Annotated in this window: 23 protein-coding genes; 7 read left to right on the top strand and 16 right to left on the bottom strand. The window is 72.7% G+C overall.

Features of this window, described 5'->3' with window-relative positions:
- Positions 1-223: 223 nt before the first annotated feature.
- From AB0A74_RS37830 to AB0A74_RS37815, 4 genes are all read right to left on the bottom strand, one after another.
- Positions 224-1,702 (bottom strand): histidine kinase N-terminal domain-containing protein, encoded by a 1,479-nt coding sequence (locus AB0A74_RS37830; protein ID WP_358257299.1) that lies wholly within the window; start codon positions 1,700-1,702, stop codon positions 224-226.
- Positions 1,703-1,704: 2 nt separating this feature from the next.
- Positions 1,705-1,920: a biotin/lipoyl-binding carrier protein gene (locus AB0A74_RS37825; protein ID WP_343935833.1), complete on the bottom strand. Its 216-nt coding sequence runs from the start codon at positions 1,918-1,920 to the stop codon at positions 1,705-1,707.
- A gap of 273 nt (positions 1,921-2,193) precedes the next feature.
- Positions 2,194-2,565 (bottom strand): mycothiol system anti-sigma-R factor, encoded by a 372-nt coding sequence (gene rsrA, locus AB0A74_RS37820; protein ID WP_358257297.1) that lies wholly within the window; start codon positions 2,563-2,565, stop codon positions 2,194-2,196.
- Positions 2,562-3,191 (bottom strand): sigma-70 family RNA polymerase sigma factor, encoded by a 630-nt coding sequence (locus AB0A74_RS37815; RefSeq protein WP_343935835.1) that lies wholly within the window; start codon positions 3,189-3,191, stop codon positions 2,562-2,564. Before AB0A74_RS37815 ends, rsrA begins: the two co-directional genes overlap by 4 nt.
- Positions 3,192-3,401: 210 nt before the next feature.
- On the opposite strand from AB0A74_RS37815, the gene ybaK reads away from it, so the two are divergent.
- Positions 3,402-3,878, top strand: coding sequence for a Cys-tRNA(Pro) deacylase (gene ybaK, locus AB0A74_RS37810; RefSeq protein WP_358257295.1), 477 nt, complete (start codon positions 3,402-3,404; stop codon positions 3,876-3,878).
- Positions 3,879-3,933: 55 nt separating this feature from the next.
- On the opposite strand, the gene AB0A74_RS37805 is transcribed toward ybaK, so the two are convergent.
- Positions 3,934-4,545, bottom strand: coding sequence for an alpha/beta family hydrolase (locus AB0A74_RS37805; RefSeq protein ID WP_358257293.1), 612 nt, complete (start codon positions 4,543-4,545; stop codon positions 3,934-3,936).
- On the bottom strand, positions 4,542-5,303 hold the full coding sequence (locus AB0A74_RS37800) for an SOS response-associated peptidase (RefSeq protein WP_358257291.1): 762 nt from the start codon (positions 5,301-5,303) through the stop codon (positions 4,542-4,544). Before AB0A74_RS37800 ends, AB0A74_RS37805 begins: the two co-directional genes overlap by 4 nt.
- Positions 5,304-5,387: 84 nt before the next feature.
- Between AB0A74_RS37800 and aroA the strand changes: the two genes are divergently transcribed.
- The 3 genes from aroA (at position 5,388) to AB0A74_RS37785 (ending at position 9,410) form a co-directional block, all read left to right on the top strand.
- The gene (gene aroA / locus AB0A74_RS37795; RefSeq protein WP_358257289.1) at positions 5,388-6,653 is read left to right on the top strand and encodes a 3-phosphoshikimate 1-carboxyvinyltransferase; all 1,266 of its coding nucleotides are present in this window, start codon (positions 5,388-5,390) and stop codon (positions 6,651-6,653) included.
- A gap of 2 nt (positions 6,654-6,655) precedes the next feature.
- Positions 6,656-7,663 carry a ribosome small subunit-dependent GTPase A gene (rsgA, locus tag AB0A74_RS37790; RefSeq protein ID WP_358257288.1) on the top strand — a complete coding sequence of 336 codons (1,008 nt, stop codon included), beginning with the start codon at positions 6,656-6,658 and terminating at the stop codon, positions 7,661-7,663.
- A gap of 310 nt (positions 7,664-7,973) precedes the next feature.
- Positions 7,974-9,410, top strand: a complete 1,437-nt coding sequence (locus AB0A74_RS37785; protein WP_358257286.1) for an FAD-dependent monooxygenase — start codon at positions 7,974-7,976, stop codon at positions 9,408-9,410.
- Positions 9,411-9,414: 4 nt separating this feature from the next.
- Here AB0A74_RS37785 and pruA read toward each other — a convergent pair whose 3' ends face one another.
- Entirely contained in the window at positions 9,415-11,040 is a 1,626-nt protein-coding gene (pruA, locus tag AB0A74_RS37780; RefSeq protein WP_358257284.1) for an L-glutamate gamma-semialdehyde dehydrogenase, read from the bottom strand.
- A gap of 37 nt (positions 11,041-11,077) precedes the next feature.
- Here pruA and AB0A74_RS37775 point away from each other — a divergent pair, with 37 nt between their 5' ends.
- Entirely contained in the window at positions 11,078-11,446 is a 369-nt protein-coding gene (locus AB0A74_RS37775) for a VOC family protein (RefSeq protein WP_343935843.1), read from the top strand.
- A 3-nt stretch (positions 11,447-11,449) separates the two neighbouring features.
- On the opposite strand, the gene AB0A74_RS37770 is transcribed toward AB0A74_RS37775, so the two are convergent.
- Genes AB0A74_RS37770 through AB0A74_RS37760 form a run of 3 tightly spaced genes read right to left on the bottom strand, consistent with a single transcriptional unit; the run spans position 11,450 to position 13,990 of the window.
- Complete coding sequence (locus tag AB0A74_RS37770; RefSeq protein WP_358257282.1) at positions 11,450-11,941, bottom strand: hypothetical protein; 492 nt, start codon at positions 11,939-11,941, stop codon at positions 11,450-11,452.
- Positions 11,941-13,323, bottom strand: coding sequence for a wax ester/triacylglycerol synthase family O-acyltransferase (locus AB0A74_RS37765; protein ID WP_343935845.1), 1,383 nt, complete (start codon positions 13,321-13,323; stop codon positions 11,941-11,943). Before AB0A74_RS37765 ends, AB0A74_RS37770 begins: the two co-directional genes overlap by 1 nt.
- A 10-nt stretch (positions 13,324-13,333) precedes the next feature.
- Positions 13,334-13,990, bottom strand: coding sequence for a phosphotransferase (locus AB0A74_RS37760; RefSeq protein WP_358257280.1), 657 nt, complete (start codon positions 13,988-13,990; stop codon positions 13,334-13,336).
- 109 nt (positions 13,991-14,099) lie between these two features.
- Between AB0A74_RS37760 and AB0A74_RS37755 the strand changes: the two genes are divergently transcribed.
- Positions 14,100-14,849 carry an RNA methyltransferase gene (locus AB0A74_RS37755; protein ID WP_358257279.1) on the top strand — a complete coding sequence of 250 codons (750 nt, stop codon included), beginning with the start codon at positions 14,100-14,102 and terminating at the stop codon, positions 14,847-14,849.
- Here AB0A74_RS37755 and AB0A74_RS37750 read toward each other — a convergent pair.
- The 6 genes from AB0A74_RS37750 to AB0A74_RS37725 all read right to left on the bottom strand — a co-directional run bounded on the left by AB0A74_RS37750 (position 14,839) and on the right by AB0A74_RS37725 (position 22,301).
- Positions 14,839-16,533 carry an FAD-dependent oxidoreductase gene (locus AB0A74_RS37750; protein WP_358257278.1) on the bottom strand — a complete coding sequence of 565 codons (1,695 nt, stop codon included), beginning with the start codon at positions 16,531-16,533 and terminating at the stop codon, positions 14,839-14,841. The genes AB0A74_RS37755 and AB0A74_RS37750 overlap by 11 nt on opposite strands.
- Before the next feature lie 361 nt (positions 16,534-16,894).
- Complete coding sequence (locus tag AB0A74_RS37745; RefSeq protein WP_358257277.1) at positions 16,895-18,475, bottom strand: class I tRNA ligase family protein; 1,581 nt, start codon at positions 18,473-18,475, stop codon at positions 16,895-16,897.
- Entirely contained in the window at positions 18,472-18,825 is a 354-nt protein-coding gene (locus tag AB0A74_RS37740) for a cupin domain-containing protein (protein ID WP_358257276.1), read from the bottom strand. Before AB0A74_RS37740 ends, AB0A74_RS37745 begins: the two co-directional genes overlap by 4 nt.
- A complete protein-coding gene (locus AB0A74_RS37735; RefSeq protein ID WP_358257275.1) occupies positions 18,822-20,081 on the bottom strand; it encodes an ATP-grasp domain-containing protein in 1,260 nt (419 codons plus the stop codon). The genes AB0A74_RS37740 and AB0A74_RS37735 overlap by 4 nt, the downstream gene beginning before the upstream one ends.
- Before the next feature lie 14 nt (positions 20,082-20,095).
- Positions 20,096-21,409, bottom strand: coding sequence for a SidA/IucD/PvdA family monooxygenase (locus AB0A74_RS37730; RefSeq protein ID WP_358257274.1), 1,314 nt, complete (start codon positions 21,407-21,409; stop codon positions 20,096-20,098).
- Positions 21,410-21,827: 418 nt separating this feature from the next.
- Positions 21,828-22,301 (bottom strand): HAD-IA family hydrolase, encoded by a 474-nt coding sequence (locus AB0A74_RS37725; protein ID WP_358257273.1) that lies wholly within the window; start codon positions 22,299-22,301, stop codon positions 21,828-21,830.
- Here AB0A74_RS37725 and AB0A74_RS37720 point away from each other — a divergent pair.
- Positions 22,300-22,641 carry an Rv3235 family protein gene (locus AB0A74_RS37720; protein WP_358257272.1) on the top strand — a complete coding sequence of 114 codons (342 nt, stop codon included), beginning with the start codon at positions 22,300-22,302 and terminating at the stop codon, positions 22,639-22,641. The two genes, AB0A74_RS37725 and AB0A74_RS37720, sit on opposite strands and share 2 nt — an antisense overlap.
- Positions 22,642-22,875 lie beyond the last annotated feature (234 nt).

The raw sequence follows: 22,875 nt of genomic DNA, 5'->3' as shown, positions 1-22,875 counted from the left end.
CGCAGCCCAACCGCGCTTTGGTCTTCTCCGCAACCAGCTTTTCCGGTTGCGGAGAAGACCAAAGGGTGGTTGCCTCCGGCAGGCCGTGCGGGGGACGAACCGACGCCCTTCCACCCCCGGGGGCCTGCCGCGCGGCGAGCGCCGCTTTTCGCTCTTCGCTCTGATCTTGACAGCACACCGGCCCGACCCGCCCAAGAGCGCGCAGCGCGTCCAGCTCAAGCAGTCAGCGACGTGCACGAAGAGGAACGCGCAACACAGCCTCGGTCCCACCCCTGGGCCGGCGCCGCAAGCTCAAACTCCCGCGCAACTCCGACTCCACCAACGTCCGCACGATCTGCAACCCGAGCCGGTCCGTCCGCTCCAGCGAGAACCCCGGCGGGAGGCCCTTGCCGTCGTCCGAGATCACCACGTCCAGCCACTTCGCGGACCGCTCCGCGTGCACGACCACCTCACCGCGCTGGCCCGCGGCGTAAGCGTGCTCGAACGCGTTCTGCACCAGCTCCGTCAGCACCATCACCAACGGCGTCGCCAGCTCGGCCGGCACGATCCCGAACGGACCCTCCCGCCGCACCACGACCTGCGACTCCGTGGCGGCGACGTCCGACATCATCGGGATGACCTTGTCCACCACGTCGTCCAGGTCCACCCGCTCGTCCACCGACATGGACAGCGTCTCGTGCACCATCGCGATGGAGGTCACCCGCCGCACCGACTCGGCCAGCGCCTCCCGGGCCTCTTCACTGCTGGTCCGGCGGCTCTGCAAGCGCAGGAGCGCGGCCACGGTCTGGAGGTTGTTCTTCACCCGGTGGTGGATCTCGCGGATCGTCGCGTCCTTGGACAGCAACGCCCGGTCCCGCCGCCGCACCTCCGTCACGTCCCGGCACAGCACCAACGCGCCCGCCGCCGACCCGCGCGGCCTCAGCGGCAGGGCCCGGAACAGCACCGCCGCGCCACGCCGGCTCTCCGCCTCGATCCGCATGCTGGGCTGCCCGTCCAACGCCATCCGGATGCGCTGGGCGACCTCGGTCGCGTCGAACGGGTCCCCGATCAGCGACCGCGTCAACGGCGCGAGGTGCACCCCCACCAGGTCGGACGCGTGCCCCATCCGGTGGTAGGCGCTCAACGCGTTGGGACTGGCGAACACGACCGCCCCGGACGCGTCCAACCGGATGAGGCCGTCACCCACCCGTGGGCTGGTGTGCACGTCGGGCGACGGCTCGGTGGTCGGGAACGTCCCGTCCGAGATCATCTGGCACAGGTCGGCCGCGCTGCCCAGGTAGGAGATCTCCAACGGGCTCGGCACGCGCGGCACGGCCAGGTTCGTGTTCCGGCTGAGCACGGCGATGACCTCGGACCCGAGCCGCACGGGGATGGCCTCCCGGCGCACCGGCACGCCCAGGTGCCAGCGCGGGTCCTCCTCGCGGCAGATCCGGGACTCGGCCATGGCGCGGCGCAGCTGGGGGTGCTCCTCGACGTCCACGGTGCTGCCCACGACGTCCTCGGGGTGCGCCGTGGGGGCGGTCGTCGGGCGGGCCTGGGCGACGCACAGGAACGTGGTGTCGTCCAGCGGCACCCACAGCAGGAAGTCGGCGAAGGACAGGTCGGACAGCAGCTGCCACTCGGCCACCACGAGCTGGAGGTGGTCGACGGCCGATCCGGAGAGCTTGGTGTGCTCGGCCAGCAGGTCGGTGAGCGTGGACAGCTTTACTCCACCACCGCGATCAGGTCGCCCTCTTGCACGACGTCGCCTTCCTTGACGCTGATGCGCGAGACCCGGCCGGGCCCCTCGGGCAGGACGGGGATCTCCATCTTCATGCTTTCGAGGAGCACGACGGTCGTCCCGCCGGTGACCTCGTCACCCACGCGCACGTCGACCCTCGCCACGTTGGCGACGATCTCCGCCCGGATCTCCTCGGCCATCGCACCCTCCGCTCCTCGCCCCCAATCCAACCACGACCGCGCCCCCGCGCCAGGTCAGGCCGACCGGGTGAGACACTGTGTCGAGGCAGTCCGAGCTACAAGGAGAACGCCATGTCGAAGCGTGCCCGCAAGCGCCGCGACCGCAAGAAGGGCGGCGCCAACCACGGGAAGCGCCCCAACGCCTGATCATCTCGGGCTCGCGCGAAGGCCCCGGAGCGACCGCTCCGGGGCCTTCGCCGTTCCAAGGGCACTCGACCGGCCGACCAGCCGGCCTCAAGCGTCCGACTTGCTCGCGATCCCGACGTCCTTGCCCTTGACCTCAACGTCCTTGATCCCGACGGCCTTGACCTCGACGTCGGTCACCTCCACGGACACGTCCACCCGACCGCCCTCGGCCGTCGTCTGGTGGATCCGCGCCCGGAGCCGCCGTTTCAGCTCCTCCGGCGCGTGCTCGCCGCCGCACTTCTTGGCGAGCAGCGCCTTGAGGTGCTCCTCGATCCCGTACTCCTCCAGGCACGGGTGACACTCCTCCAGGTGCGTCTGGAGCAGCTCGCGCCGCTTCTGGTCGCACTCGTGGTCCAGGAAGAGCCACACCTCGGACAGGACTTCCGAGCAGTCCGTCTCGTGCGGTTCGCCGCAGCTCATCGACCCGCCACCTCCTGCCGGGCGCCGCGCAGGAAGCCGCGCTCCCGGGCGACGTCGGCCAACTGGTCGCGAAGCTGCCTGCGGCCCCGGTGCAACCGGGACATCACGGTGCCGATGGGGGTGCCCATGATGTCTGCGATCTCCTTGTAGGCGAAGCCTTCGACGTCCGCCAGGTACACCGCGATGCGGAACTCCTCCGGCAGCCGCTGGAGGGCTTCCTTGACGTCGGAGTCGGGCAGGCGGTCCATCGCGTCCATCTCGGCCGAGCGCAGGCCGGTGGATGTGTGGCTCTCGGCCTGCGCGAGCTGCCAGTCCGTGATCTCGTCGGTCGGCTGCTGGACGGGCTGGCGCTGCTTCTTGCGGTACCCGTTGATGTAGGTGTTCGTGAGGATGCGGTACAGCCAGGCCTTGAGGTTCGTGCCCTCCGAGAAGGACGCGAAGGCCGCGTAGGCCTTGAGGTAGGTCTCCTGGACCAGGTCCTCGGCGTCCGCGGGGTTGCGGGTCATCCGCAGGGCCGCCGAGTAGAGCTGGTCGAGCAACGGCATCGCGTCGCGCTCGAACCTCGCCGCGCGCTCGGCCGTCGTCTCGTCCGCTGTGGGCGTGTCCTGCGTTCGCGTGGCTGGCACCGCGCTCCCTTCCCACCGCTTGGTGGTCGAAGCCGTCTGGGACGCGTTCGAGGATACGCGGCGGTCGCCCGGACGGCAGTGAGCCGAGCCACGCGGCGGTCGCGCCCCGACGGGCCTGCTGACCTGCTGTTCCATCACCTCGGTTGCCACGCTCGCCACAACGCGAACCCGTGCGCGGGCATTCCCGGTGATCCGCTAGGGTCCGCGCCCATGGCCGGACGTGGGACGCCCGCCACCGCGTTGCTGGACAAGCAGAAGGTGGCCCACAAGCTGCACGCCTACGACCACGACCCCCGGCACGAGTCGTACGGCTTGGAGGCGGCCGAGGCCCTGGGCGTCGAGCCCGAACGGGTGTTCAAGACCCTGGTGGCCGAGGTGGACGGCAAGCTGGCCGTCGGCGTGGTCCCGGTCACCGGCCAGCTGGACCTGAAGGCGCTGGCCGCGGCCGTGGGCGGCAAGAAGGCGAAGATGGCCGAGGTCGCCGCCGCCGAGCGCGCCACCGGGTACGTCGCGGGCGGCATCTCGCCGCTGGGCCAGAAGAAGCGCCTGCCGCTGGTCCTGGACGCCTCCGCCCACCGGTTCGACACCGTCTACTGCTCGGCCGGCCGCCGCGGCCTGGAGGTGGAGATCGCGCCGGACGAGCTGGCCAGGCTCACCCAGGCGGTCGTGGCGGACATCTCGGCCTAGTACGACATCCCGGCCCAGGATTTCGAGCCCTCGGGGCGCATGTGCACCCGAACGGTCAGTCCAGCGGGCGGAGGATGCGGTCCAGCCACTCGCCGACGACCCGGTGGACGCCCTCCAGGTCCGCCTTGAGGTTGTGGTCGCCCTTGAGCAGGACCACCTCGCGGTGGTGGGCCGGGTCCGGGCGGCCGAACGGGTCGTTCTCGCCCTGCACCACCAGCGCGGGCACCTCGATGCCGGACAGCTCGTCCATCCGGGACTTCTCCGGCTTGCCCGGCGGGTGCACGGGGAACGCCAGGCACAGCACCGCCACCGCCTGGCCCTCCGCCGACGTCCGGCACGCCACCCGCGCCCCCGACGACCGGCCGCCGAACAGCAGCGGCACCTCGTCGAACCACGTCTCGCCCAGGTCCTCGGCCACCGCCAGCCACGCCGCGTCCAACTGCTTCGCGGGCGCGGGCGCGCGGCGGCCGGCCACCCGGTAGGGCTGCTCGACCAGGGCCACGTGCACGCCGACGTCCACGGCCGCGCGGGTCGCCGCCACCAGGTCCGGGGCCGCGATGCCGCCGCCCGCGCCGTGGCCGAGCAACAGCCCCGCCCGGCCCTCCGGCGCGCAGTGCAGCTCGGCCCGCGCGGGGCCGTAGGGCGTCTGGACCGTCCGAGCCGTCATTTCAGCTCGAACAGGGTGGGCTCGGGGGCCTGGTCCTCGGTCAGCGACACCCGCTCGACCAGGGACGGGTCGTTGTTCTTGATGCTGTTGACCTTCATCGACACCGGCCGCAGCTCCAGCGAGTTCACCAGGTCCAGGTCCGGGGTCAGCAACGCCTTCGGGTCGGTGCTGTCGGGGTTGAGCCAGTCGTGCCAGCGGTCCGGCGGCAGCACCAGCGGCATCCGGTGGTGCACCTGGGTCATCTCGCCGATGGCGTCCGTGGTGAGCACGGCGCAGGTGATGATCGGCTTGCGCTCGTCGCCCTCCTGCTGCCACCACACCGACCAGATGCCCGCCATCGCGAGGCTCGACCCGTCGCCGGGGTTGATGAAGTACGGCTGCTTGCGGCCCTCGCCGGGCTGCCACTCGTACCAGCCGTCGGCCGGGACCAGGCACCGCCGCTTGGCCGCCGAGTCGCGGTAGGCGGGCTTGTCCAGCACGCTCTCCGCCCGCGCGTTGATCATCTTGGCCGCGCCGGACAGGTCCTTGGCCCAGTGCGGCACCAGGCCCCAGCGCATCACGCGGATGCTGCGCTCCAGGACGTCCGGGTCCGGGTTGCCCTCGTCGTCGCGCGGGTGGCGTTCGACGACGGCGAGCACCGGCTTGGTGGGCGCCACGTTGTAGTCGGGGTTCGGGGCATCTCCCTCGGTGCCGTCCACCGCGTCGAACTCCGCCGCCAGCAGGGCCGGGTTCTTGGTGGAGGCGTACCTGCCGCACACAACCGATCACCTCCGAATGGTCATCGTCGCACGTCGTCACGACCGGTGCGAGCCGTCGACCACCCGATGCGGAATCATCAGGCCATGACTCAGCAGTGGTCCGCTCCCACCGCCGACGGCCCCGTGCACGCGACGGTACCCGTGCCCGGCTCCAAGTCGATCACCAACCGCGCCCTGGTCCTGGCCGCGCTCGCCGACGGCCCGTCCGCGCTGCACGCGCCGCTGCGCAGCCGCGACACCCTCCTGATGGCCGCCGCGCTGCGGTCGCTGGGCGTGGAGATCACCGACGGTCCGGACGGCTCCTGGCTGGTCACACCGCTGCCGATGCACGGCCCGGCGGCGGTGGACTGCGGTCTCGCGGGCACGGTCATGCGGTTCCTGCCGCCCGCCGCCGCGCTGGCCGTGGGCGAGGTCGTGTTCGACGGCGACGAGCACGCGCGGGTCCGGCCGATGGGCACCATCCTCGGCGCGCTGCGCGCGCTGGGCGCGGACGTCGTCGGCGACGCGCTGCCGTTCACCCTGCACGGCAAGGGCGGTCTGCCGGGCGGTCAGGTGACCATCGACGCGTCGGCGTCGTCGCAGTTCGTGTCCGGCCTGCTGCTGTCCGGGGCCCGGTACGAGAGCGGGGTGACCGTCGTGCACGACGGCAAGCCCGTGCCGTCCCTGCCGCACATCGAGATGACGGTGGCGATGCTGCGCGAGGCCGGCGTCACCGTGGACGACTCGACGCCGAACCAGTGGCGCGTCGAGCCGGGCCCGATCGCGGCGCGGACCTACGCGATCGAGCCGGACCTGTCCAACGCGATGCCGTTCCTGGCGGCGGCGGCCGTCACCGGCGGCGAGGTCACCATCCCGGGGTGGCCCGCGGTGACGACCCAGCCCGGCGCGGCGGTCAAGGACATCCTGGAGCGGTTCGGCTGCACGGTGGTCGTGGACGGGCGCGGCCTGACCGTGCGCGGCCCGGACCGCCTGACCGGCGTGGACCTCGACCTGCGCGACGAGAGCGAGCTGACCCCGACCGTGGTGGCCCTGGCGGCGCTGGCCGAGGGCCGCACGCGGGTGCGCGGCGTCGCCCACATCCGCGGCCACGAGACCGACCGCATCGCCGCGCTCGCCGCCGAGGTGAACCGCCTGGGCGGCGGGGCCGAGGAGACCGAGGACGGCCTGGTCGTCACGCCCGCGCCCCTGCACGGCGGCGTCTGGCAGGCGTACGCGGACCACCGCATGGCCACCGCCGGCGCGATCATCGGCCTGGTGGTCGAGGGGGTGGCGGTGGACGACATCGGCTCGACCACCAAGACCATCCCCGACTTCCCGGGGATGTGGGCGTCGATGCTGGGAGCACGCTGACCGTGGCGCGCGACTGGCGGCGGCTGGACGAGTCCGACGTGCGGGTGCGCCCCGGCAAGGGGACCCGCCCCCGCAGCAAGCGCCGGCCGGAGCACTCCGACGCGGTCCCCGCGATGGTCGTGGGCGTGGACCGCGGCCGGTGGACGTGCGCGGTGGAGGAGGACCCGGACCGCCTGGTCACCGCCATGCGGGCCCGGGAGCTGGGCCGGACCCCGGTGGTGGTGGGCGACCGGGTGGGCCTGGTCGGGGACACGTCCGGCGCGCCGGACACGCTGGCCCGCATCGTGCGGGTGGCCGACCGCACGTCGGTCCTGCGGCGGACCGCCGACGACACCGACCCGTTCGAACGGGTCGTGGTCGCCAACGCCGCCCAGCTCGTCATCGTGTCGGCGCTGGCGGAGCCGGAACCCCGGCGCGGGTTCATCGACCGGTGCCTGGTGGCCGCCTACGCCGGCGGGCTGGAACCGTTGCTGTGCTTGACGAAGTCCGACCTCGCCGCGCCGGACGAGCTGCTGGCGGCGTACTCCGAGCTGAACGTGCCGGTGGTGGTCACCCGGTCCGACGTGGACCCCGGCGAGTTGCGGGAACGGTTGGTGGACAAGGTCTCCGCGCTGATCGGCCACTCCGGCGTCGGCAAGTCCACCCTGGTGAACAAGCTGGTGCCGGACGCGAACCGGGCGGTCGGCGTGGTGAGCGGGGTCGGGAAGGGCCGGCACACCTCGACCCAGGCGGTGGCGCTGCCGCTGCCGGAGGGCGGGTGGGCGGTGGACACGCCGGGCATCCGGTCGTTCGGCCTGGCCCACATCACGCCGGACGACATCGTGAAGGCGTTCCCGGACATGAAGGAGATGGCCGAGGAGTGCCCGTCGGGCTGCGGCCACCTGGGTCCGCCGGACGACCCGGACTGCATGCTGGACGAGCTGGTGACCACGGGCGCCGCGTCGCCGGGCCGGCTGGCGTCGCTGCGCCGGCTCCTGGAGTCGCGCGGCAAGCTGGAGGAATACGACTAGCCGCCACGCCTCGCGCCGCAGCACCCACTGGACGCCGCCGGGCCGCGCGGCGCGACCCGTTGGGCCGCGCCGCGAAACCCGTTGGGCGGTGCGGGCCCGCGAAACCCGTTGGACGGCGCGGTCCGCGAAACCCGTTGGACGGCGCGGGCCCGCGCTTGTAGCTTGCCGTCGAACCGTGACCCCGCCCGAGGAGGTGAGACCCATGACCGTTGCAGCGCTGTGGGTGCTCCCCCTCCCCGTCACGGCCGGCGACTGACGCAGGTGTCGCCGGGAGCGCCTCCCCCCAAGGCACTCCCGAAAGGCACCACCCATGACCCCCTCCACCGACGTGGTCGTCGTCGGCTGCGGACCCACCGGCGCGGTGCTGGCCGCCGAACTCCGGCTGCACGGCGTGCGGGTGCTCGTCCTGGAGCAGGACACCGAGCCCACCTCGCCCGTCCGCATCGTCGGCCTGCACATCCGCACGCTCGAACTGCTGGCCATGCGCGGCCTGCTGGACCGCGTCCTCGAACGCGGCCGACGACGTCCCGCCGCCGGCTTCTTCGCCGCCATCCCGGGTCCGGTCCCCGACGACCTGGACTCCGCACACGCCTACCTGGTCGGCATCCCGCAGCCGGTCGTCGTGGACCTGCTCGAACACCACGCGACCCGGCTGGGCGCGGAGGTCCGGCGCGGCCGCGCGGTCACCGCCTTCAGCCAGGACGGCGACGGCGTGACCGTCGAACTCGCCGACGGGGAACGGCTCCGCGCCCGCTACCTGGTCGGCTGCGACGGCGCGCGCAGCACGGTGCGCAAGCTGCTCGGCGTCGGCTTCCCCGGCGAACCCGCGCGCAACGAGACGCTGATGGGTGAACTGGCGGTGACCGCACCGCCCGAGGAGATCGCCGCCAAGGTGGCCGAGGCGCAGGAGGTCCACCGGTCGTTCAGCCTCCAGCCCTTCGGCGAGGGCCGCTACCGCGTGATCGTCCCCGCCGACGGGATCGGCACCCAACCGCCCACCCTCGAAGACTTCCGCCGACAACTGCGCGCCGTCGCCGGGACCGACTTCGGCGTCCACTCCCCCCGCTGGCTGTCCCGCTTCGGGGACGCCACCCGCCTGGCCGAGCGCTACCGCGTCGGGCGGGTGCTGCTCGCCGGCGACGCGGCGCACGTCCACCCGCCCATCGGCGGGCAGGGCCTCAACCTGGGCGTCCAGGACGCCTTCAACCTCGGCTGGAAGCTCGCCGCGCACGTCCTCGGCCACGCCCCGGCCGGCCTGCTGGACACCTACCAGGCCGAACGCCACCCCGTCGCCGAAGCCGTGCTGGACAACACCCGCGCCCAGGTGGAGCTGCTGTCCCCGGAACCCGGTCCGCGGGCCGTGCGCCGACTGCTCACCGAGCTGATGGCGTTCGACCGGGTGAACCGCCACCTGATCGGGAAGATCACCGCGATCGACCTCCGCTACGGCGGCGCGGACGGGGTCCACGACCTGGTCGGCCGCCGCCTGCCCGACACCGCCGTGCGCGGGGGCCGCCTCTACGACCTGCTGCACGCCGGTCGCGGTCTGCTGCTCGACCGCACCGGACACCTCACCGCGGGCGGCTGGTCGGACCGGGTGGACCACCTCGCCGACCCGACCGCGGCGCTGGACGTGCCGGCCCTCCTGCTCCGCCCGGACGGTCACGTCGCCTGGGTCGGCGACGACCAACGGGACCTGGCCGACCACCTGACCCGCTGGTTCGGCGGGCCGAGCGGACCCGCGTGACCGGTCAGGACATGTGCGGGTAGGTGTGGGTGGTCGGGGGCACGAAGGTCTCCTTGATGGTGCGCGGACTGGTCCACCGGATCAGGTTGAACATCGAGCCGGCCTTGTCGTTGGTCCCCGACCCCCGGCTGCCGCCGAACGGCTGCTGCCCCACCACCGCGCCCGTCGGCTTGTCGTTGACGTAGAAGTTGCCCGCCGCGAACCGCAGCGACCGGCTCGCCCGCTCCACCGCCACCCGGTCGGTCGCGAACACCGCGCCGGTCAACGCGTACGGCGTCGAGCCGTCCACGACGTCCAGGACGTCGGTGTACTCGTCGTCCTCGTAGACGAACACCGACAGGATCGGGCCGAAGTACTCGGTGGTGAAGACGTCGTTGCGGGGGTCGGTGCCCACCAGGACGGTCGGGTCCACGAAGTAGCCCACCGAGTCGTCGCACGTGCCGCCCGCGAGCACCTCGACGGTGTCGTCGGCGCGGGCGGCGGTCAGGGCGTCGCGGTGCTTGGCGAACGCCCTCGCGTCGATCACCGCGCCGCCGAAGTGGCGGAAGTCCGTGACATCGCCGTAGGACAGGGATTTCGTGACGTCCACCAGGTGATCGCGGGTCTTGTCCCACACCGACCTCGCGATGTACGCGCGGGACGCGGCCGAGCACTTCTGGCCCTGGTACTCGAAAGCGCCCCGGACCAGCGCCGTCACCACCGCGTCGGGGTCGGCGGACGCGTGCGCCACCACGAAGTCCTTGCCGCCGGTCTCCCCCACGACCCTCGGGTACGAGCGGTAGGTGTCCAGGTTGTCCGCCATCGTCCGCCACAACGCCTTGAACGTCCGGGTGGACCCGGTGAAGTGCAAGCCCGCGAACGACGGGTCCGCCAGGGCGACCTCGCTGACCGCCCGCCCGTCGCCGGTGACCATGTTGACCACCCCGGGCGGCAGGCCGGCCGCCTCCAGCAACCGCATCGTGTGGTGGGCGGCCAGTTGCTGCGTCGGCGACGGCTTCCACACCACCGTGTTGCCCATCAACGCCGGCGCCGGCGGCAGGTTCCCGGCGATCGCGGTGAAGTTGAACGGGGTGATCGCCACGACGAACCCGTCCAGCGGCCGGTGGTCGAAGCGGTTCCACTGGCCCGGGGCGGATCCCGGCTGCTCGGCCAGCAACCGGCTCGCGAAGTGGACGTTGAACCGCAGGAAGTCGATCAGCTCGCACGCCGAGTCGATCTCGGCTTGCTGCGCGGACTTGGACTGGCCCAGGACGGTCGCCGCGTTGAGGGTGTCCCGCCAGGGGCCGGCCAGCAGGTCGGCCGCGCGCAGCAGCACCGCGGCGCGCTCGTCGAACGGGAGGTCCCGCCAGGCCGGGGCGGCGGCGCGGGCGGCGGTCACCGCGTCGGCGACGTCGGCTTGGGTGGCCTGCGCGCAGACGCCCAGGACGTGCCGGTGGTCGTGCGGCTGGACCACGTCGAAGCGGTCGCCGCCGGCCATCCGCCGCACGCCGCCGACGGTCATGGTCAGTTCGGGCGACTCGCCCTCCAGCTCGGCGATCCGGCGGCGCAGCGACTCCCGCTCCGGGGAGCCGGGGCCGTAGCCCCGCACGGGTTCGTTGGCCGGCACGGGTACGGAGGTGACCGCGTCCATGCCGTCATCGTGGCACGCGGTAGTACGGTGCGCAGCCGTGGCGAAAGTGACCGGCATCGGCGGCGTCTTCCTGCGTGCGCGCAACCCGGTTCGGCTGGCCGGGTGGTACCGCGAGCACCTCGGCGTGCCGATGTCCGGGCACGGCGCGGTGACCTTCCACTGGACCGCCGACGAGACCACGACGTTCGCGTTGTTCGCCAACGACACCGAGTACTTCGGCGAACCCGGGCAGCGCGTCATGGTCAACTTCCGGGTGGACGACCTCGACGCCCTGCTCACGCGGCTGCGCGCGCGCAACGTCGAGGTGCTGCCGCAGACCGAGGACTCCGAGTACGGCAAGTTCGGCTGGGTCGTGGACCCCGAGGGCAACCGGGTCGAGCTGTGGGAGCCCGCGCCCGGCATGTAGCCCCTACATCAGTTCGAGCACGAACGGCAGCTCCTGCGGCGCGTACCAGGCCAGCTCGTGGTCCTCCGCCTCGCCCAGCGCGAACTCGGCGTCCGGGTCGCCCAGGTCCGCCGCGTCCACCACCTCGGCGGCCTCGCGCACGGCGTCCTCCGCGTCGGAGGTGTCCAGGTGGATCGCGGCGATCTTCTTCACCGGCACCGGGCCGGTCACCTTCACCACGGAGAAGTCCAGGTCGGGGCGCAGCTCCACGCCCTCGACGTCCACCGACACCACCGCCCGCCGGGGCACGCCCTTCTCCTCGGCCGCGATCAGCCGCAGGGACGCGCGCGCCGCGTCGAGCATCGCCGAGTACTCCAGCTCCTCGGTGTCGCCGGTCGCGTAGGACTCGCGCAGCGCGGGCGTCAGCGCGAAGCCGGTGCCGCCCACGGGCGTGAACACGCCCTGCTCCACCAGGTCGCGCAGCATCGCCACGGTCGCCGGGAGGTACACCCTCATCAAGACACCGTCCCCATCAGTTCCTCCACCGACTCCTCGACCATCGCCGCGAGGACGTCCACATCGGACATCGCGTCCCGGTCGGCGTTGAGCCCGAAGTACACCCCGCCGTCGTAGGACGTGACCCCGATCGACAGGGCCTGGTTCTTGGCCAGGGGCACGACCGGGAACATCTCGGTCATCTTCGCCCCCGCCGCGTACAACGGCACCTGGGGCCCCGGCACGTTGGTCACCACCACGTTGAACAGCCGCCGCGAGAACGAGCTGGCCGCCCGCGCGCCCAGGGCGTGCAGGGTCGGCGGCGCGAAGCCGGAGAACCGGACCAGGGTCTCCGCCGCCACCGAGTGGCCGGACTCCTGGTGGGCGCGCATCGCGTGGCTGACGTGGTGCAGCCGCACGACCGGGTTGGGTTCGCCGACCGGCAGGTCCACCAGGTAGGCCGAGACCCGGCTGCCGTTCTGGTCGTCGTCGCGGACCGACATCGGGGCCATCGCGCGCATGGTCGTGTGCCCGGCGACGACCTCGCCGCGCGAGAGCAGCCACGTCCGCAGCGCGCCGGACAGGACGGCCAGGACGGCGTCGTTGACCGTGCCGCCGTGGACGCGGCGGATGGCGCGCAGGTCGTCCAGCCGGGTGCGGGCGACGGCGAACCGGCGCTGCGGCGAGATCCGCACGTTCAGCGGGCTGCCCGGGGCCGGGGTGGCGGCGGTGCGCACGGCGGAGGCCAGGCCGCCCAGCGCGCCGGCGACCTTGCGGACCGTGGCGACGGTGTCCATGGCGGCCGAGCGGACGTTCTCCACCAGCTCGCCGGGCCGCTGCACGACCTCGGCGACGGCGTCGGCGACCAGTTGCAGGGAGCTGGGCTCGGGCTGCGGCATCCACAGCGACTCCACCGGCGGGCGGGGCGTGGGCGAGACGTCCAGGATGACCTGGCCGATCTCGGGCGCGCCGATGCCGTCCACCATCGCCTGGTGGGTCTTGGTGATCACCGCCGTGCGGTTCCGCTCCAGGCCCTCGACCAAGTAGATCTCCCACAGCGGCCGGGCGTGGTCCAGCGGCCGGGACATCAGGCGCGCCACCAGGTCGTGCAGCTGGCGGTCGGTGCCCGGCTTGGGCAGCGCGGAGCGGCGGACGTGGTAGGTGACGTCGAAGTCCGGGTCGTCCACCCACACCGGGCGGGCCAGCCGGCCGGGCACGTGCACGACCTTCCGCCGGTAGCGCGGGACCAGCGAGAGCCGCTGCTCGATCAGGTCGACCAGCCGGTCGTAGTCGAAGCCCGCCTTCGGCCGGCGGAACACCGCGACCCCACCGACGTGCATCGGCGTCGTGGAGTCCTCCAGGTACAGGAACGAGGCGTCCAGCGCGGAGAGTCGGTCGGGCATGCGGCCCAGGCTAGTCGCTGCACCGGGCGACGAGGCGGTTCACCGCGTCCACCTCGGCGGCGTCCCGGGCGTGCCGGGCCAGCCGGATCGCGGCGGCGGCGGGCATCGCCCGACGCACCTCGACGTCCACGCCCGCCAGGAAGCTCTTCATCATCAGGCTGCGGGCGAGCCGCTTGAACGGGCGCAGCGGGGCGACGGCGATGGCCAGCCAGCTCAGCGCGACGTCCACCTTGCGGTCGCCCCGGGCGGCGTTGGCCCAGTCCACGACCACCGGGCCGGCGGGACCGAGGACGACGTTGCCGGGGTGCAGGTCCAGGTGCAGCAGGCAGCCGTCGCCGGGCAGGAAGTCCGGGGCGGGCACGTCGTCCAGGCAGCGGTGCAGCTCGGCCAGCTCGCGGCCCAGCGCACCCGCGCGCCACGGCTTGGCGTCCAGCTCCTGCGACATGCGCGGGCCGGGGACGTACTCCATGACCAGGTCGGTCCCGGAGGCGTCCCGCACGCGCGGCACGGGGATGCCGTGCGCGCTGAGGTGCCGCATGAGCCGGGCCTCTTGCCGCAGGTCGCGCCCGGTGCGGCTGCGTTTGAGCAGCAGGCCGTCCGGACGCAGGTAGACGTCCGCCTCCCGGCCGCTGGCCAACAGACGGTGCGCCTCGTCGCGCGGGGTCATGTGACGATCATCATGATTGACAGCGCGCGCACAAGCCCCATTCGGGTGGAGAACGCTCGTCCGGCCCGGCCGCGTCGGCCCGCCGCGTCCCAGGCGGCAAGATGTGGCGGTGGAGATTTCGCCCAAGGACCGCTTTGTCACCGTCTATGGCCGCAAGCCCGTGTTGGAGGCGCTGGACGACCCCCGGCTGGAGGTCGACAAGGTGCTGCTCGCGGAGGGTGCGCGGGGTCCGGCGGCGAAGGAGATCCTCGACGCCGCCCGGCGGCGCGGGGTGGCGGTGCAACGGGCCACGGCGCAGCGGGTGAAGGTGCTCGCCGGCAACGGGCGGCACGACCAGGGCGTGCTGGCGGACGTCGTCGCGCCCCGGATGCGGCCCCTGGCGCTCGGGCTGGAGGACCGGCCGCGCGGCGTGCTGCTGCTCGACGGCATCACCACGCCCGCGAACGTCGGCATGATCCTCCGGACGGCGACCGCCGCCGGCATGGACGGCATCGTCGTGCCGCGGCGCGGGGTGGCCTCGATCGACCCGCTGGTGGTGAAGGCGTCCGCCGGGGTGGCGTTCCGCGCGCCGGTGCTCAAGTGCGCGACGGCCGGGGAGGCGGCGGCCGAGCTGGCCGCCGCCGGTTACCCGATCTACGCGCTGGACGCGGGCGCGCGTGACTCGATCTACACCGCCGACCTGCCCGAACGGGCCGCGTACGTGCTGGGCAGCGAGTCCACCGGCATCTCCGACGACGTGCGCCCGCACGTCACCGGGTGGCTGTCCATCCCGATGGCGGCGGGCGTCGAGTCGTTGAACGTGGCGTCGGCGGCGGCCGTGCTGTGCTTCGAGGTGGTGCGCCGCCGGCTCAGCCGGTGAGCGCCGCGGGTCGGGCTTTCAGCGCGGCGAACGCGGCTTGCTCGCCCGCGGCGGGCGCGGTCTTGAACCCGCCGCCCCCGAAGCACGCGGCCACGACCACGTCACCCACCGGCCCGATCACCGGCGCGGCCCCGAACAGGTCCGCCCCGTACCGGCCGCCGAGGTAGGCCGCCTCGCCCAGCCACGGCCACAGCCGCCGCAGTCCCTCCCGGACGTACGCGACCTGGTCGTCGGTGAGGTGGTCGCCGCCGCCCGGACCGACGTCCCACTCCTCCACCGGCCGTCCGGCGAGGAACCCGCCCGCGTACGGCCCGTCGAGCACCGGGCGACCCCACATCCCGGTGCGCTGGTCGTACACGGTGGGCAGGTCCCGCCCGCCCCGGTCGAAGAACGCGTACCGGATGCGCTTGAGCCGGGCCGGGCCGATGTCGGCCAGCGCGGGCGCGCCGGCCCCGGCCGCGACCACGACCACGCCGGCGGTCACCGGCCCGGTGGTGGTGACCAGCCGCGTGCCGCGCGGGTCGGGTTCGACGCGCAGGACGCGGGTGTCGTGCCGGGTGACCCCGTCGAGCAGGTCCCGGGCGACGACCGGCGGGGACGCGTAGCCGCCGTCGGGCTCCCACACCGCGCCGGCGGCGTCGAGGCCGAAGTCGCGCCGGAGTTCGTCGGCGTCCACCAGCTTCGCCTCGATGCCGGCGGCGAGCAGTTCGTGCACGCCGGCGGCGGCCTCCGCGAGCTGGTCGGGGCCGAGCAGCACCAGGGAGCCGGTGCGGTGGAAGTGCGGCGAGTCCCGCCACAGCAGGTGGTGGCTGCGGATGGCGAGCCGGCGTTGTTCGCCGTCGTGCTCGTAGGCGCGCACCAGGCCGCCCGAGTAGCGAGTGGCGGACTCGTCGTCGCCCGCCGGCGCGCACACCGCCACGGACACGCCGGCCTGGACCAGCGCCGCCGCGGTGGCGGCCCCGACGATCCCCGCGCCCACGACCACCACGTCGTGGTGCGGCACGGGGTTGACGACTTCCCAGCCGGCCGCCGGTTTGGCGGCCCGCACACCGGCCGCGACGTCCGGTTGGTCGAGGGCGCGCACGAGCGCGTCGAACGCGCTGTCCACAAAGGACTGCGCGCCGCCGGTGAGCCGGGCGACCCGCGCGCCGTCGGCGGCGTCCCCGGCGAGTTCGGCGAACTCGTCCACCGCGCAGTCGTCGGTGAAGTAGAGCGGTCCGGCGAAGCCGTTTGCCCGGAGTTCCCGGGCCTTGGCGGCACTGCCGTGGTGGGTGCCGCACACGACCAGGCCGTCCCCGTCGGCCTCGCCGCCGAACAGTTCCGCCATGCCGCGGCCGTAGTCGGTGCCGTCGTGGCGGACGCCCAGTCGCCGGACGCCGTGGGTGGCGGCGACGAGGCGGAGGGCGGCGACCTGGTCGAGGTCGTCCGGGCACCACTGGACCGCGTTCGGGTAGCCGTCGGTCAGGCGGGGGCGGGTGGACAGCGGCAGGACGACGGGCAGGCCGGCGGCGGCGTAGAGGGGTAGGGAGGCTTGCGCGCCGAGGCTGTTGAAGTGACCGATGACGGCGGCGTACCCACCGGTCACGACACCGGCCGCGATCCGAGCGGCGACCACCTGGTCACCCCGGTCGTCGTGGAACTCCCACCGCACCCCGGGATACCGCGCGGCAGCACTGGTGAGCAACCGCCCCCACGCACCCCGCGGCCCACTGAACGGCCCCACCACCGCCACCCGGACATCAGGCACGCCGGAGGCCACGCCACCCACATCGGCACCGGTAATACCGGTGCCAAAGCTGGACGCACCGCCCGCATCGCCACCGCCAGCATCGCCACCGCCATCAACGCCGCCGGCAGCACGCGCGCCAGCACCGGTCATACCGGTGCCAGCCCTAGCGGTTCCGGTCCCAGTGCTTCCGGTCCCAGCGTTTCCGGTCCCAGCGCTCGCCCGGCCTCCGACGCCCGCCGTGCTGGCACCGGTCATACTGGTGCGAGCATCGGCCGCGCCGCCGTCATCGGCCACGCCGTCCGTCCCGCGGGTCACCTCAGCCACCGAACACCGGGCCGTCGAGGGTGCCCAGTGCCGCGCCCACCGGCACCGCCAAGGCCTCCGCCGACACCGCGCGACCCGGCGGCAGGCCGAGCAGCCCGGCCAGCCGGTCCGCGCCGTGCGGCAGGGCCGGGGCCGCCCACGCCGCCAAGCCCGCCGCCACCGCCAGTTGCCCCGCCAGCGCCGCCCGGTAGTCGTCCCGGCCCCTCGACCGAGCCCTGTCGTGGTGGTGGACGTGGCCGAAGTCGGCGGCCAGCGCCACCACCTCGTCCAGCAGCGCCACCGCCCGCCGCGGGTCGAAGCCCGCCAGGTCGTAGCACTCGCGCAACTCCACGACCGTCCGGGTCAGCCGTCCGCGCAGCAAGTCCCACGCCGCACCACCCGGCGCGACGTCCGGCACCACACCGCCGAACTCCTCCGCCGCCTCGGCGAACAACCGGCGCAGCCACCCGTTCCAGTGCCGGTCCACGTGGTCGGCGGTGCGGGTCAGCGCGTCCAGGCTGAAGCTGGTCTCGCGGCCGTTGGGCCGGTCGGCCAGGACGTGGTGGCGCAGCACGTCGGCACCCACCCGGTCCAGCGCCTCGTACCCCCAGATCGCGTGCCGCCGGCTGGTGGAGAACTTCAAGCCCTCCAACTGGTAGAACTCGTTGACCACGAACGCCCGCGGCAACGGCACCGCCGCGTCGTAGGCCAGGAAGCTCGCCGGGAACAGCACCGCGTGGAAGTACCCGTTGTCGATGCCGAAGAACTGCACCGGACCGGACTCGGGCACCGCACCACCCAGGTCGTGCTCCAGCAGGTACCCCGGCCCCATCTCGAACCACACGTAGATCCGCTGGTCGGCGAACTCCGCCACGGGCACCTCGATGCCCCACTCCGACGGGTGGCTCACGGCGATCTCGGGCAGCCCGTCGTCCAGCATCCTCTCGCACAACGCCCGCAGCCGCGGCGGCATGTCCACAGTGGACCAGAACTCGACCAGCCGGTCGGTGAACGGCTCCAGCGGCAGGAAGAGGCGCTCGTTGTCGCGCAACTCCGCCGCGTCGCCGCACACCACGCACCGCGGGTCCACCAGGTCCCCGACGAAGTTCGGCCGGCCGCACGGCTCGCACGCGTTGCCGTTGGACCGCGCACCGCAGTGCGGGCACGCGCCGACGACGTAAGCCTCGTACAGCCACCGGTCGCACGGCACGCAGTACGGCAACGGCTTGACCCGCGGCACGATGTGCCCGTCGTCCACCAGCTTGCGGAAGAAGTTCTGCACGTACGCCACGTACCCGGCGTCCACGCGCGGCCGGCCGATGGTGTCGAGCGTGATGCCGGCGCGCTCCCACACCTGCACGATGGTCTCGCCGTAACCGTCGGCGACCTCCTCACCCTTGCGCCCGCCGTCCTTGAGGCCGCGCACGGGCACGTAGCTCTGGTGGTCGTCCAGACCGGTCGTGTAACGCACCGGAAGTCCCTCGCTGCCGAGGAAACGGCGCAGGACGTCACCGGCGAGGTAAGGGCCGGCCAGGTGGCCGACGTGCAAATCACCGTTCGGGGTCGGCGGGGTCGCCGTGATCCACGTGGTCATGGCTGCGGCACCTCGCGCAACGGCCAGTACAGCGACACCCACACCAGGTTCTCGTCCGCGCTGCCGTTGTGCACCACGTGTTCCTGGTTGCGCGGCAGCACGAGCATGTCCCCCTTCTCGAACGACGTGCTCTCGCCGGCCAGGTCGAGCGTGCCGGCCCCGTCCAGGATCAGCATGAACTCGTCCTGGTTGTGGCAGTCGGGCAGCGAGGAGCCGCCGGGGCGCAGGAAGCACGCCATCGCGCCCAGCGGCGGGTCCTCCGGCGCGTCGGTCCACGGGATGAGGCGCTGGCAGGCCAGGCCGAACTCCTCCTGGGCCGCGCTCTGGTCGATGCGGAACTTCGTGATCATCGGGCTTCCCCCGGTTCTTCGAAGACGACCTGGATCCGGTCCGAGAACTCCTGGTGGGTCCGCTGCACGTCCGCGTACGAGTCGCCGGTGACGAGCAGGAAGCCCAGCACGCTGTTGCCGTCCGGCGGGCGCAGGATCACCGTGCCCGGCTTCGCCGTGATCTTCAGGAAGAGCGTCTTGTCCGACTGCTCGACCTCCTGCGGGACAACGACTTCCTTGATCGTCCCGGCGGCGCAGATCATCGCGTTGCCCCACACGTGCACGCCGGTGGGCGTGTAGTGGCGCACTTCCGGCTTCACGCCCCGCGCGACGTCCATGACCGCCTTGATCGGGTCGTACCCGCCCGACGCGCGCGCCTGGTAGTCCAGACCGCCGCCGCCCACCCGGACGGCGATCTCCAGCAGGTACGGCTTCCCCTGGTGGAAACGGACTTCCGCGTGCAGCGCGCTGCGCCGGATGCCCTGCGCGTGCGCACCGGCCTTCACGACCTCGTGCACGGCGGCCAGGTCTTCCGGGCTCAGCGTCGTGGGCGAGTGGTGGACGTCGTCGTCGAACGTGTCGCCCTCCTCGGTGACCCGGTCCACGACGTTGCCCAGGTAGACCTCGTCGTCCCAGGCCAGCGCCTCGATGAGGTGCTCGTGGCCGTCCAGGAAGGACTCCACGATGAGCCCGTTCGGACCGAGGTCGACGCCGTCGGCCTCGGTGGCGACCCACGGCATGTCCCGGATGCCCTCGGCGGCGACGGCGAACCGCTCGCGCAGCTCGTCCGGGTCGTCGCAGCGGAACACGTAGTAGCTGCCCGCACCCAGCGTCGGCTTGAGGATGACGGGGTAGCCGAAGTCCTCGGCGGCCTGCAACGCGTCCCCGACGTCGGCGGCGAACCGGAAGTCCGGGTGCGCCGCGCCGCCCTTCTCGTGCGCGCGCCGCATGAGGATCTTGTTGCGGCTGTTGAGGGCCGCGTCCACGCCGATGGTCGGCAGGCCCAGCGCCTCGCCGACGGCGGCGACCGTCACCACGGCGGCCTCGGCGAACGCGAACACGCCGTCGAAGCGCTCCTCGGCGTGCCAGGCCTTCGCGGTCTCGATGATGGCGTCGATGTGCTTGGAACCGGCGACGCGGTAGCGATCGGCGGGCCAGAAGTCCTCGGTGCCCTCGCCGTTGAGCACGAACAGGTCCGCGCCGAAGTCGACGACCTGCCGGTACCGCGACTGGTAGTAGGTGGCGTTCTGGCGTGCCTCGATGGCCAGCAGCTTCATGGTGGCTCCCCGGTTCAGGCGGTCGCGGCGACGGCGGGCGCGACCGCGGCGACCGCGGGCGCCGGCACCCGCGCGGCGCGGTGGTCGAGCAGGTCGGCGACGATCTCCTGGGCGCGCCACGCGAGCACGCTGAGCAGGGAGTCGGAGATGCCGTGCGTGGCCTCGTTGACGCCCTGGAGGTAGACCGCGCCGGCGGAGTCCCCGGTTTCCAGGCGGTAGCGGCGCGACACCGAGACCTCGGGCAGGCCCAGGCGGGTGGCGAGTTCGCCGACCAGGCGCGGCATCGCCGGGTCGAAGCCGGTGCCGAGCAGCACGAGGTCCGTGCGCAGCTCCTCGGTGAGGCCGGTCTTGCGGTCGGTCAGCGACAGCACGACCTCGTCGTTGACCTCGCGGGCGTCGGTGACGTCGACCATGGTCACCACGCGCAGGCGCGGGTCGGGGGACATCGCGTCCAGGTAGAGCTGGCGGTAGAGGGTGTCCAGGAAGCCCGGCGCGAGGCCGGAGTAGTTCGTCTTGTGCATCTCCTGGAGGATCTGCGCGCGCTGCTCGGGGCGGGAGTCGTAGAACTCGCCGACGAACGACGGGTAGTACAGCTCGTTGGTGAACTTGCTGCTCTCGTAGGCGTTCATGCCGATGGACCGCATGACCATGGTGGGCCGCGAGTTCGGCAGGTCGGTCTGCACGGCGTGGAACATCTCCGCCGCGCTCTGCGCGCCGCCCACGACCGTGACCCGGTAGGGCAGCTCGCGCGGGAGTTCGGCGATGCGGTCGACGTACTCGGTGCTGTGGATGACCTTCCGGTCGGGCAGGCCCTGGAAGACCTCGGGGACGCGCTTGTCGCGGCCGGCCCCGACGACCAGGTAGCGGCTGCCGATCGTGTCGCCGTCGGCGAGGCGGGTGAGCCAGCCGGTGAGGTCGCCGTTCTCGTCCACGAGCGGTTCGATCGCGGTGGCGCGGCGGTTGTACTGGACGGACACCTTGGTCAGGTGCTCGGCGACCCAGCGCAGGTAGTCGGAGATCTCGGTGCGGTAGGGGGTGAAGGTGCCGAGGTTGGCGAACCGGTCGAGCCGGCCCACCGAGTGCAGGTAGTTGACGAACGAGAACGCGCTGCGCGGGTTGCGCAGGCTGACCAGGTCCTTCAGGAAGGAGACCTGGCTCTGGGTGCCGGGCAGCAGCATGCCGCGCTGCCATTCGACGGTCGGTCCCTGCTCGATCAGCAGGCTGTTCGTCGCGAGGCCGTCGGGCGCGAGTTCCTCCAGCGCGACGGCCAGTGATAAGTTGGACGGGCCTGCCCCGATCGCGAGCAGTTCCACTTCCCGGTGCACCATGCTGCCACTCCCCGAACACGTCGCCCGACCGTGCCGGGGGCAGGGCGAAGCCACCGGGAAAATACCCTCGAACGGGTCCCGGAAAATGGTTTGTCGCACCCGACGGCGGTCTGGATGGTCTGCCTGAACGGTCCGCGTTGCCGCTCGAACCAGGCGCTACCGTACCCGTCGCCGGTGAGCGGGAAGAATGGTCCGAAGGGAGCAATTAGGAATTCCGGGGGCCACCCCATAAGCCATAACTATCCGCCGCCACCTCGCCGTTACCGCAGGTAGGCGCGCCGCCTGTGGCACTCGTCACGCTCCGCTCGACACCTGCCACCCACAGTGTGCGCCCTGTGTCGTCACTTTGAGTGGCCGGTCTGCGAAAAACGCACACCTGCGGTCCACCTTGTTCGGTGGTATTTCCCCACTCCTCGCGTCAATCCTGGAGCGGGAGGTCCAAAAGCACTTCGAGTTCCCCGACCGTCGCATTGACGGACCGGTGGTGGACACCCACCATTCCGACGGCGGCGGCACCGCGGACGTTGACCGCCAGGTCGTCGACGAACACGCAGTGCGACGGGTCGAGCCCCAGCCGTTCGGCGACGACGAGGTAGATCCGGCGGTCGGGCTTGGCGAACCCGACCTCGCCGGAGGTGACGACGACGTCGAAGACGTCCTGCCACGCCATCGGCGGCGCCCATAGGCCGTCCGCATTGGACAGGATCGCGGTGCGGACACCGTGGCGCTTGGCCGTGCGGGCGGCGGTGAGCAGCGGTGGTTCGAGGCCGGGTTCGGGGTGGTCCCCGGGGTCGGTGAGCACGCCACCGAAGTCCAACACCAACGCGCGCAAGCCGACCTCCATCAGGTGATCCCGGTACGCCAGAGCCCCCAACCGCCTCGGTTCGAGCATGTCATCCCCCAACCGAACCGTACGCGCGACCACGCCGCCCCATGACCCGCGAGCGGCAACCGTCCACCACCTCATGACCGCGGTGGTGGAAGCGGTCGACGGCCGCCGCCCCCTGCGACAGCTGGCCGACCACCTGACCCCGCCCGCGGCGGCGGAACTGGGCCGAGCCCTGGGCCAGGGCGCCCGCCTGAACCGGATGCGGGTGTGCCGGGTGACCCCGGAGGTGACCGAGCTGTCCGCGGTGGTCAGCACCCGAACGGGCCGCGTACGAGCCTTGGCAGCCCGAATGGAATGGACCAACAACCGCTGGCGCTGCACCGCCTTCCACCTACTCCCCTAACCCTCCGCCGACCCTTCGCCCAAAGCTGGTGGGAGCCCTCACGGCGCTCCCACCAGCCCAACCCCCACTCTCACACCCCCACCCCTCCACGCAACCGCCACAGCCGCGCCCTCAGCCGCGACCGCGCCCTCAGCCCCCCATCGCCGCACCAACCGCCTCCACACGCCCCCGCGCCGCCCACCCGGGCCGCCCTGCACTCCCGCCCCCGCCGCAGCCACCCCCGCCGCAGCCGCC

Source organism: Saccharothrix sp. NPDC042600 (genome assembly GCF_040647305.1).
Classification (GTDB): domain Bacteria; phylum Actinomycetota; class Actinomycetes; order Mycobacteriales; family Pseudonocardiaceae; genus Actinosynnema; species Actinosynnema mutabilis.
Note: the sequence above shows the minus strand (reverse complement) of the source record. Positions and strands in the feature narration are given on the sequence as shown.

Bases quoted from the DNA above. Each gene is read 5' to 3' on its own strand.
- AB0A74_RS37735 (WP_358257275.1), bottom strand. From the start codon at position 20,081: ATGAAGCTGCTGGCCATCGAGGCACGCCAGAACGCCACCTACTACCAG.
- AB0A74_RS37825 (WP_343935833.1), bottom strand. From the start codon at position 1,920: ATGGCCGAGGAGATCCGGGCGGAGATCGTCGCCAACGTGGCGAGGGTC.
- AB0A74_RS37730 (WP_358257274.1), bottom strand. From the start codon at position 21,409: ATGGTGCACCGGGAAGTGGAACTGCTCGCGATCGGGGCAGGCCCGTCC.
- AB0A74_RS37720 (WP_358257272.1), top strand. From the start codon at position 22,300: ATGTCATCCCCCAACCGAACCGTACGCGCGACCACGCCGCCCCATGAC.
- AB0A74_RS37760 (WP_358257280.1), bottom strand. From the start codon at position 13,990: ATGACCCCGCGCGACGAGGCGCACCGTCTGTTGGCCAGCGGCCGGGAG.
- AB0A74_RS37805 (WP_358257293.1), bottom strand. From the start codon at position 4,545: ATGACGGCTCGGACGGTCCAGACGCCCTACGGCCCCGCGCGGGCCGAG.
- AB0A74_RS37765 (WP_343935845.1), bottom strand. From the start codon at position 13,323: ATGCCCGACCGACTCTCCGCGCTGGACGCCTCGTTCCTGTACCTGGAG.
- aroA (WP_358257289.1), top strand. From the start codon at position 5,388: ATGACTCAGCAGTGGTCCGCTCCCACCGCCGACGGCCCCGTGCACGCG.
- AB0A74_RS37740 (WP_358257276.1), bottom strand. From the start codon at position 18,825: ATGATCACGAAGTTCCGCATCGACCAGAGCGCGGCCCAGGAGGAGTTC.
- rsrA (WP_358257297.1), bottom strand. From the start codon at position 2,565: ATGAGCTGCGGCGAACCGCACGAGACGGACTGCTCGGAAGTCCTGTCC.
- pruA (WP_358257284.1), bottom strand. From the start codon at position 11,040: ATGGACGCGGTCACCTCCGTACCCGTGCCGGCCAACGAACCCGTGCGG.
- AB0A74_RS37725 (WP_358257273.1), bottom strand. From the start codon at position 22,301: ATGCTCGAACCGAGGCGGTTGGGGGCTCTGGCGTACCGGGATCACCTG.
- AB0A74_RS37785 (WP_358257286.1), top strand. From the start codon at position 7,974: ATGACCCCCTCCACCGACGTGGTCGTCGTCGGCTGCGGACCCACCGGC.
- AB0A74_RS37745 (WP_358257277.1), bottom strand. From the start codon at position 18,475: ATGACCACGTGGATCACGGCGACCCCGCCGACCCCGAACGGTGATTTG.
- AB0A74_RS37770 (WP_358257282.1), bottom strand. From the start codon at position 11,941: ATGAGGGTGTACCTCCCGGCGACCGTGGCGATGCTGCGCGACCTGGTG.
- ybaK (WP_358257295.1), top strand. From the start codon at position 3,402: ATGGCCGGACGTGGGACGCCCGCCACCGCGTTGCTGGACAAGCAGAAG.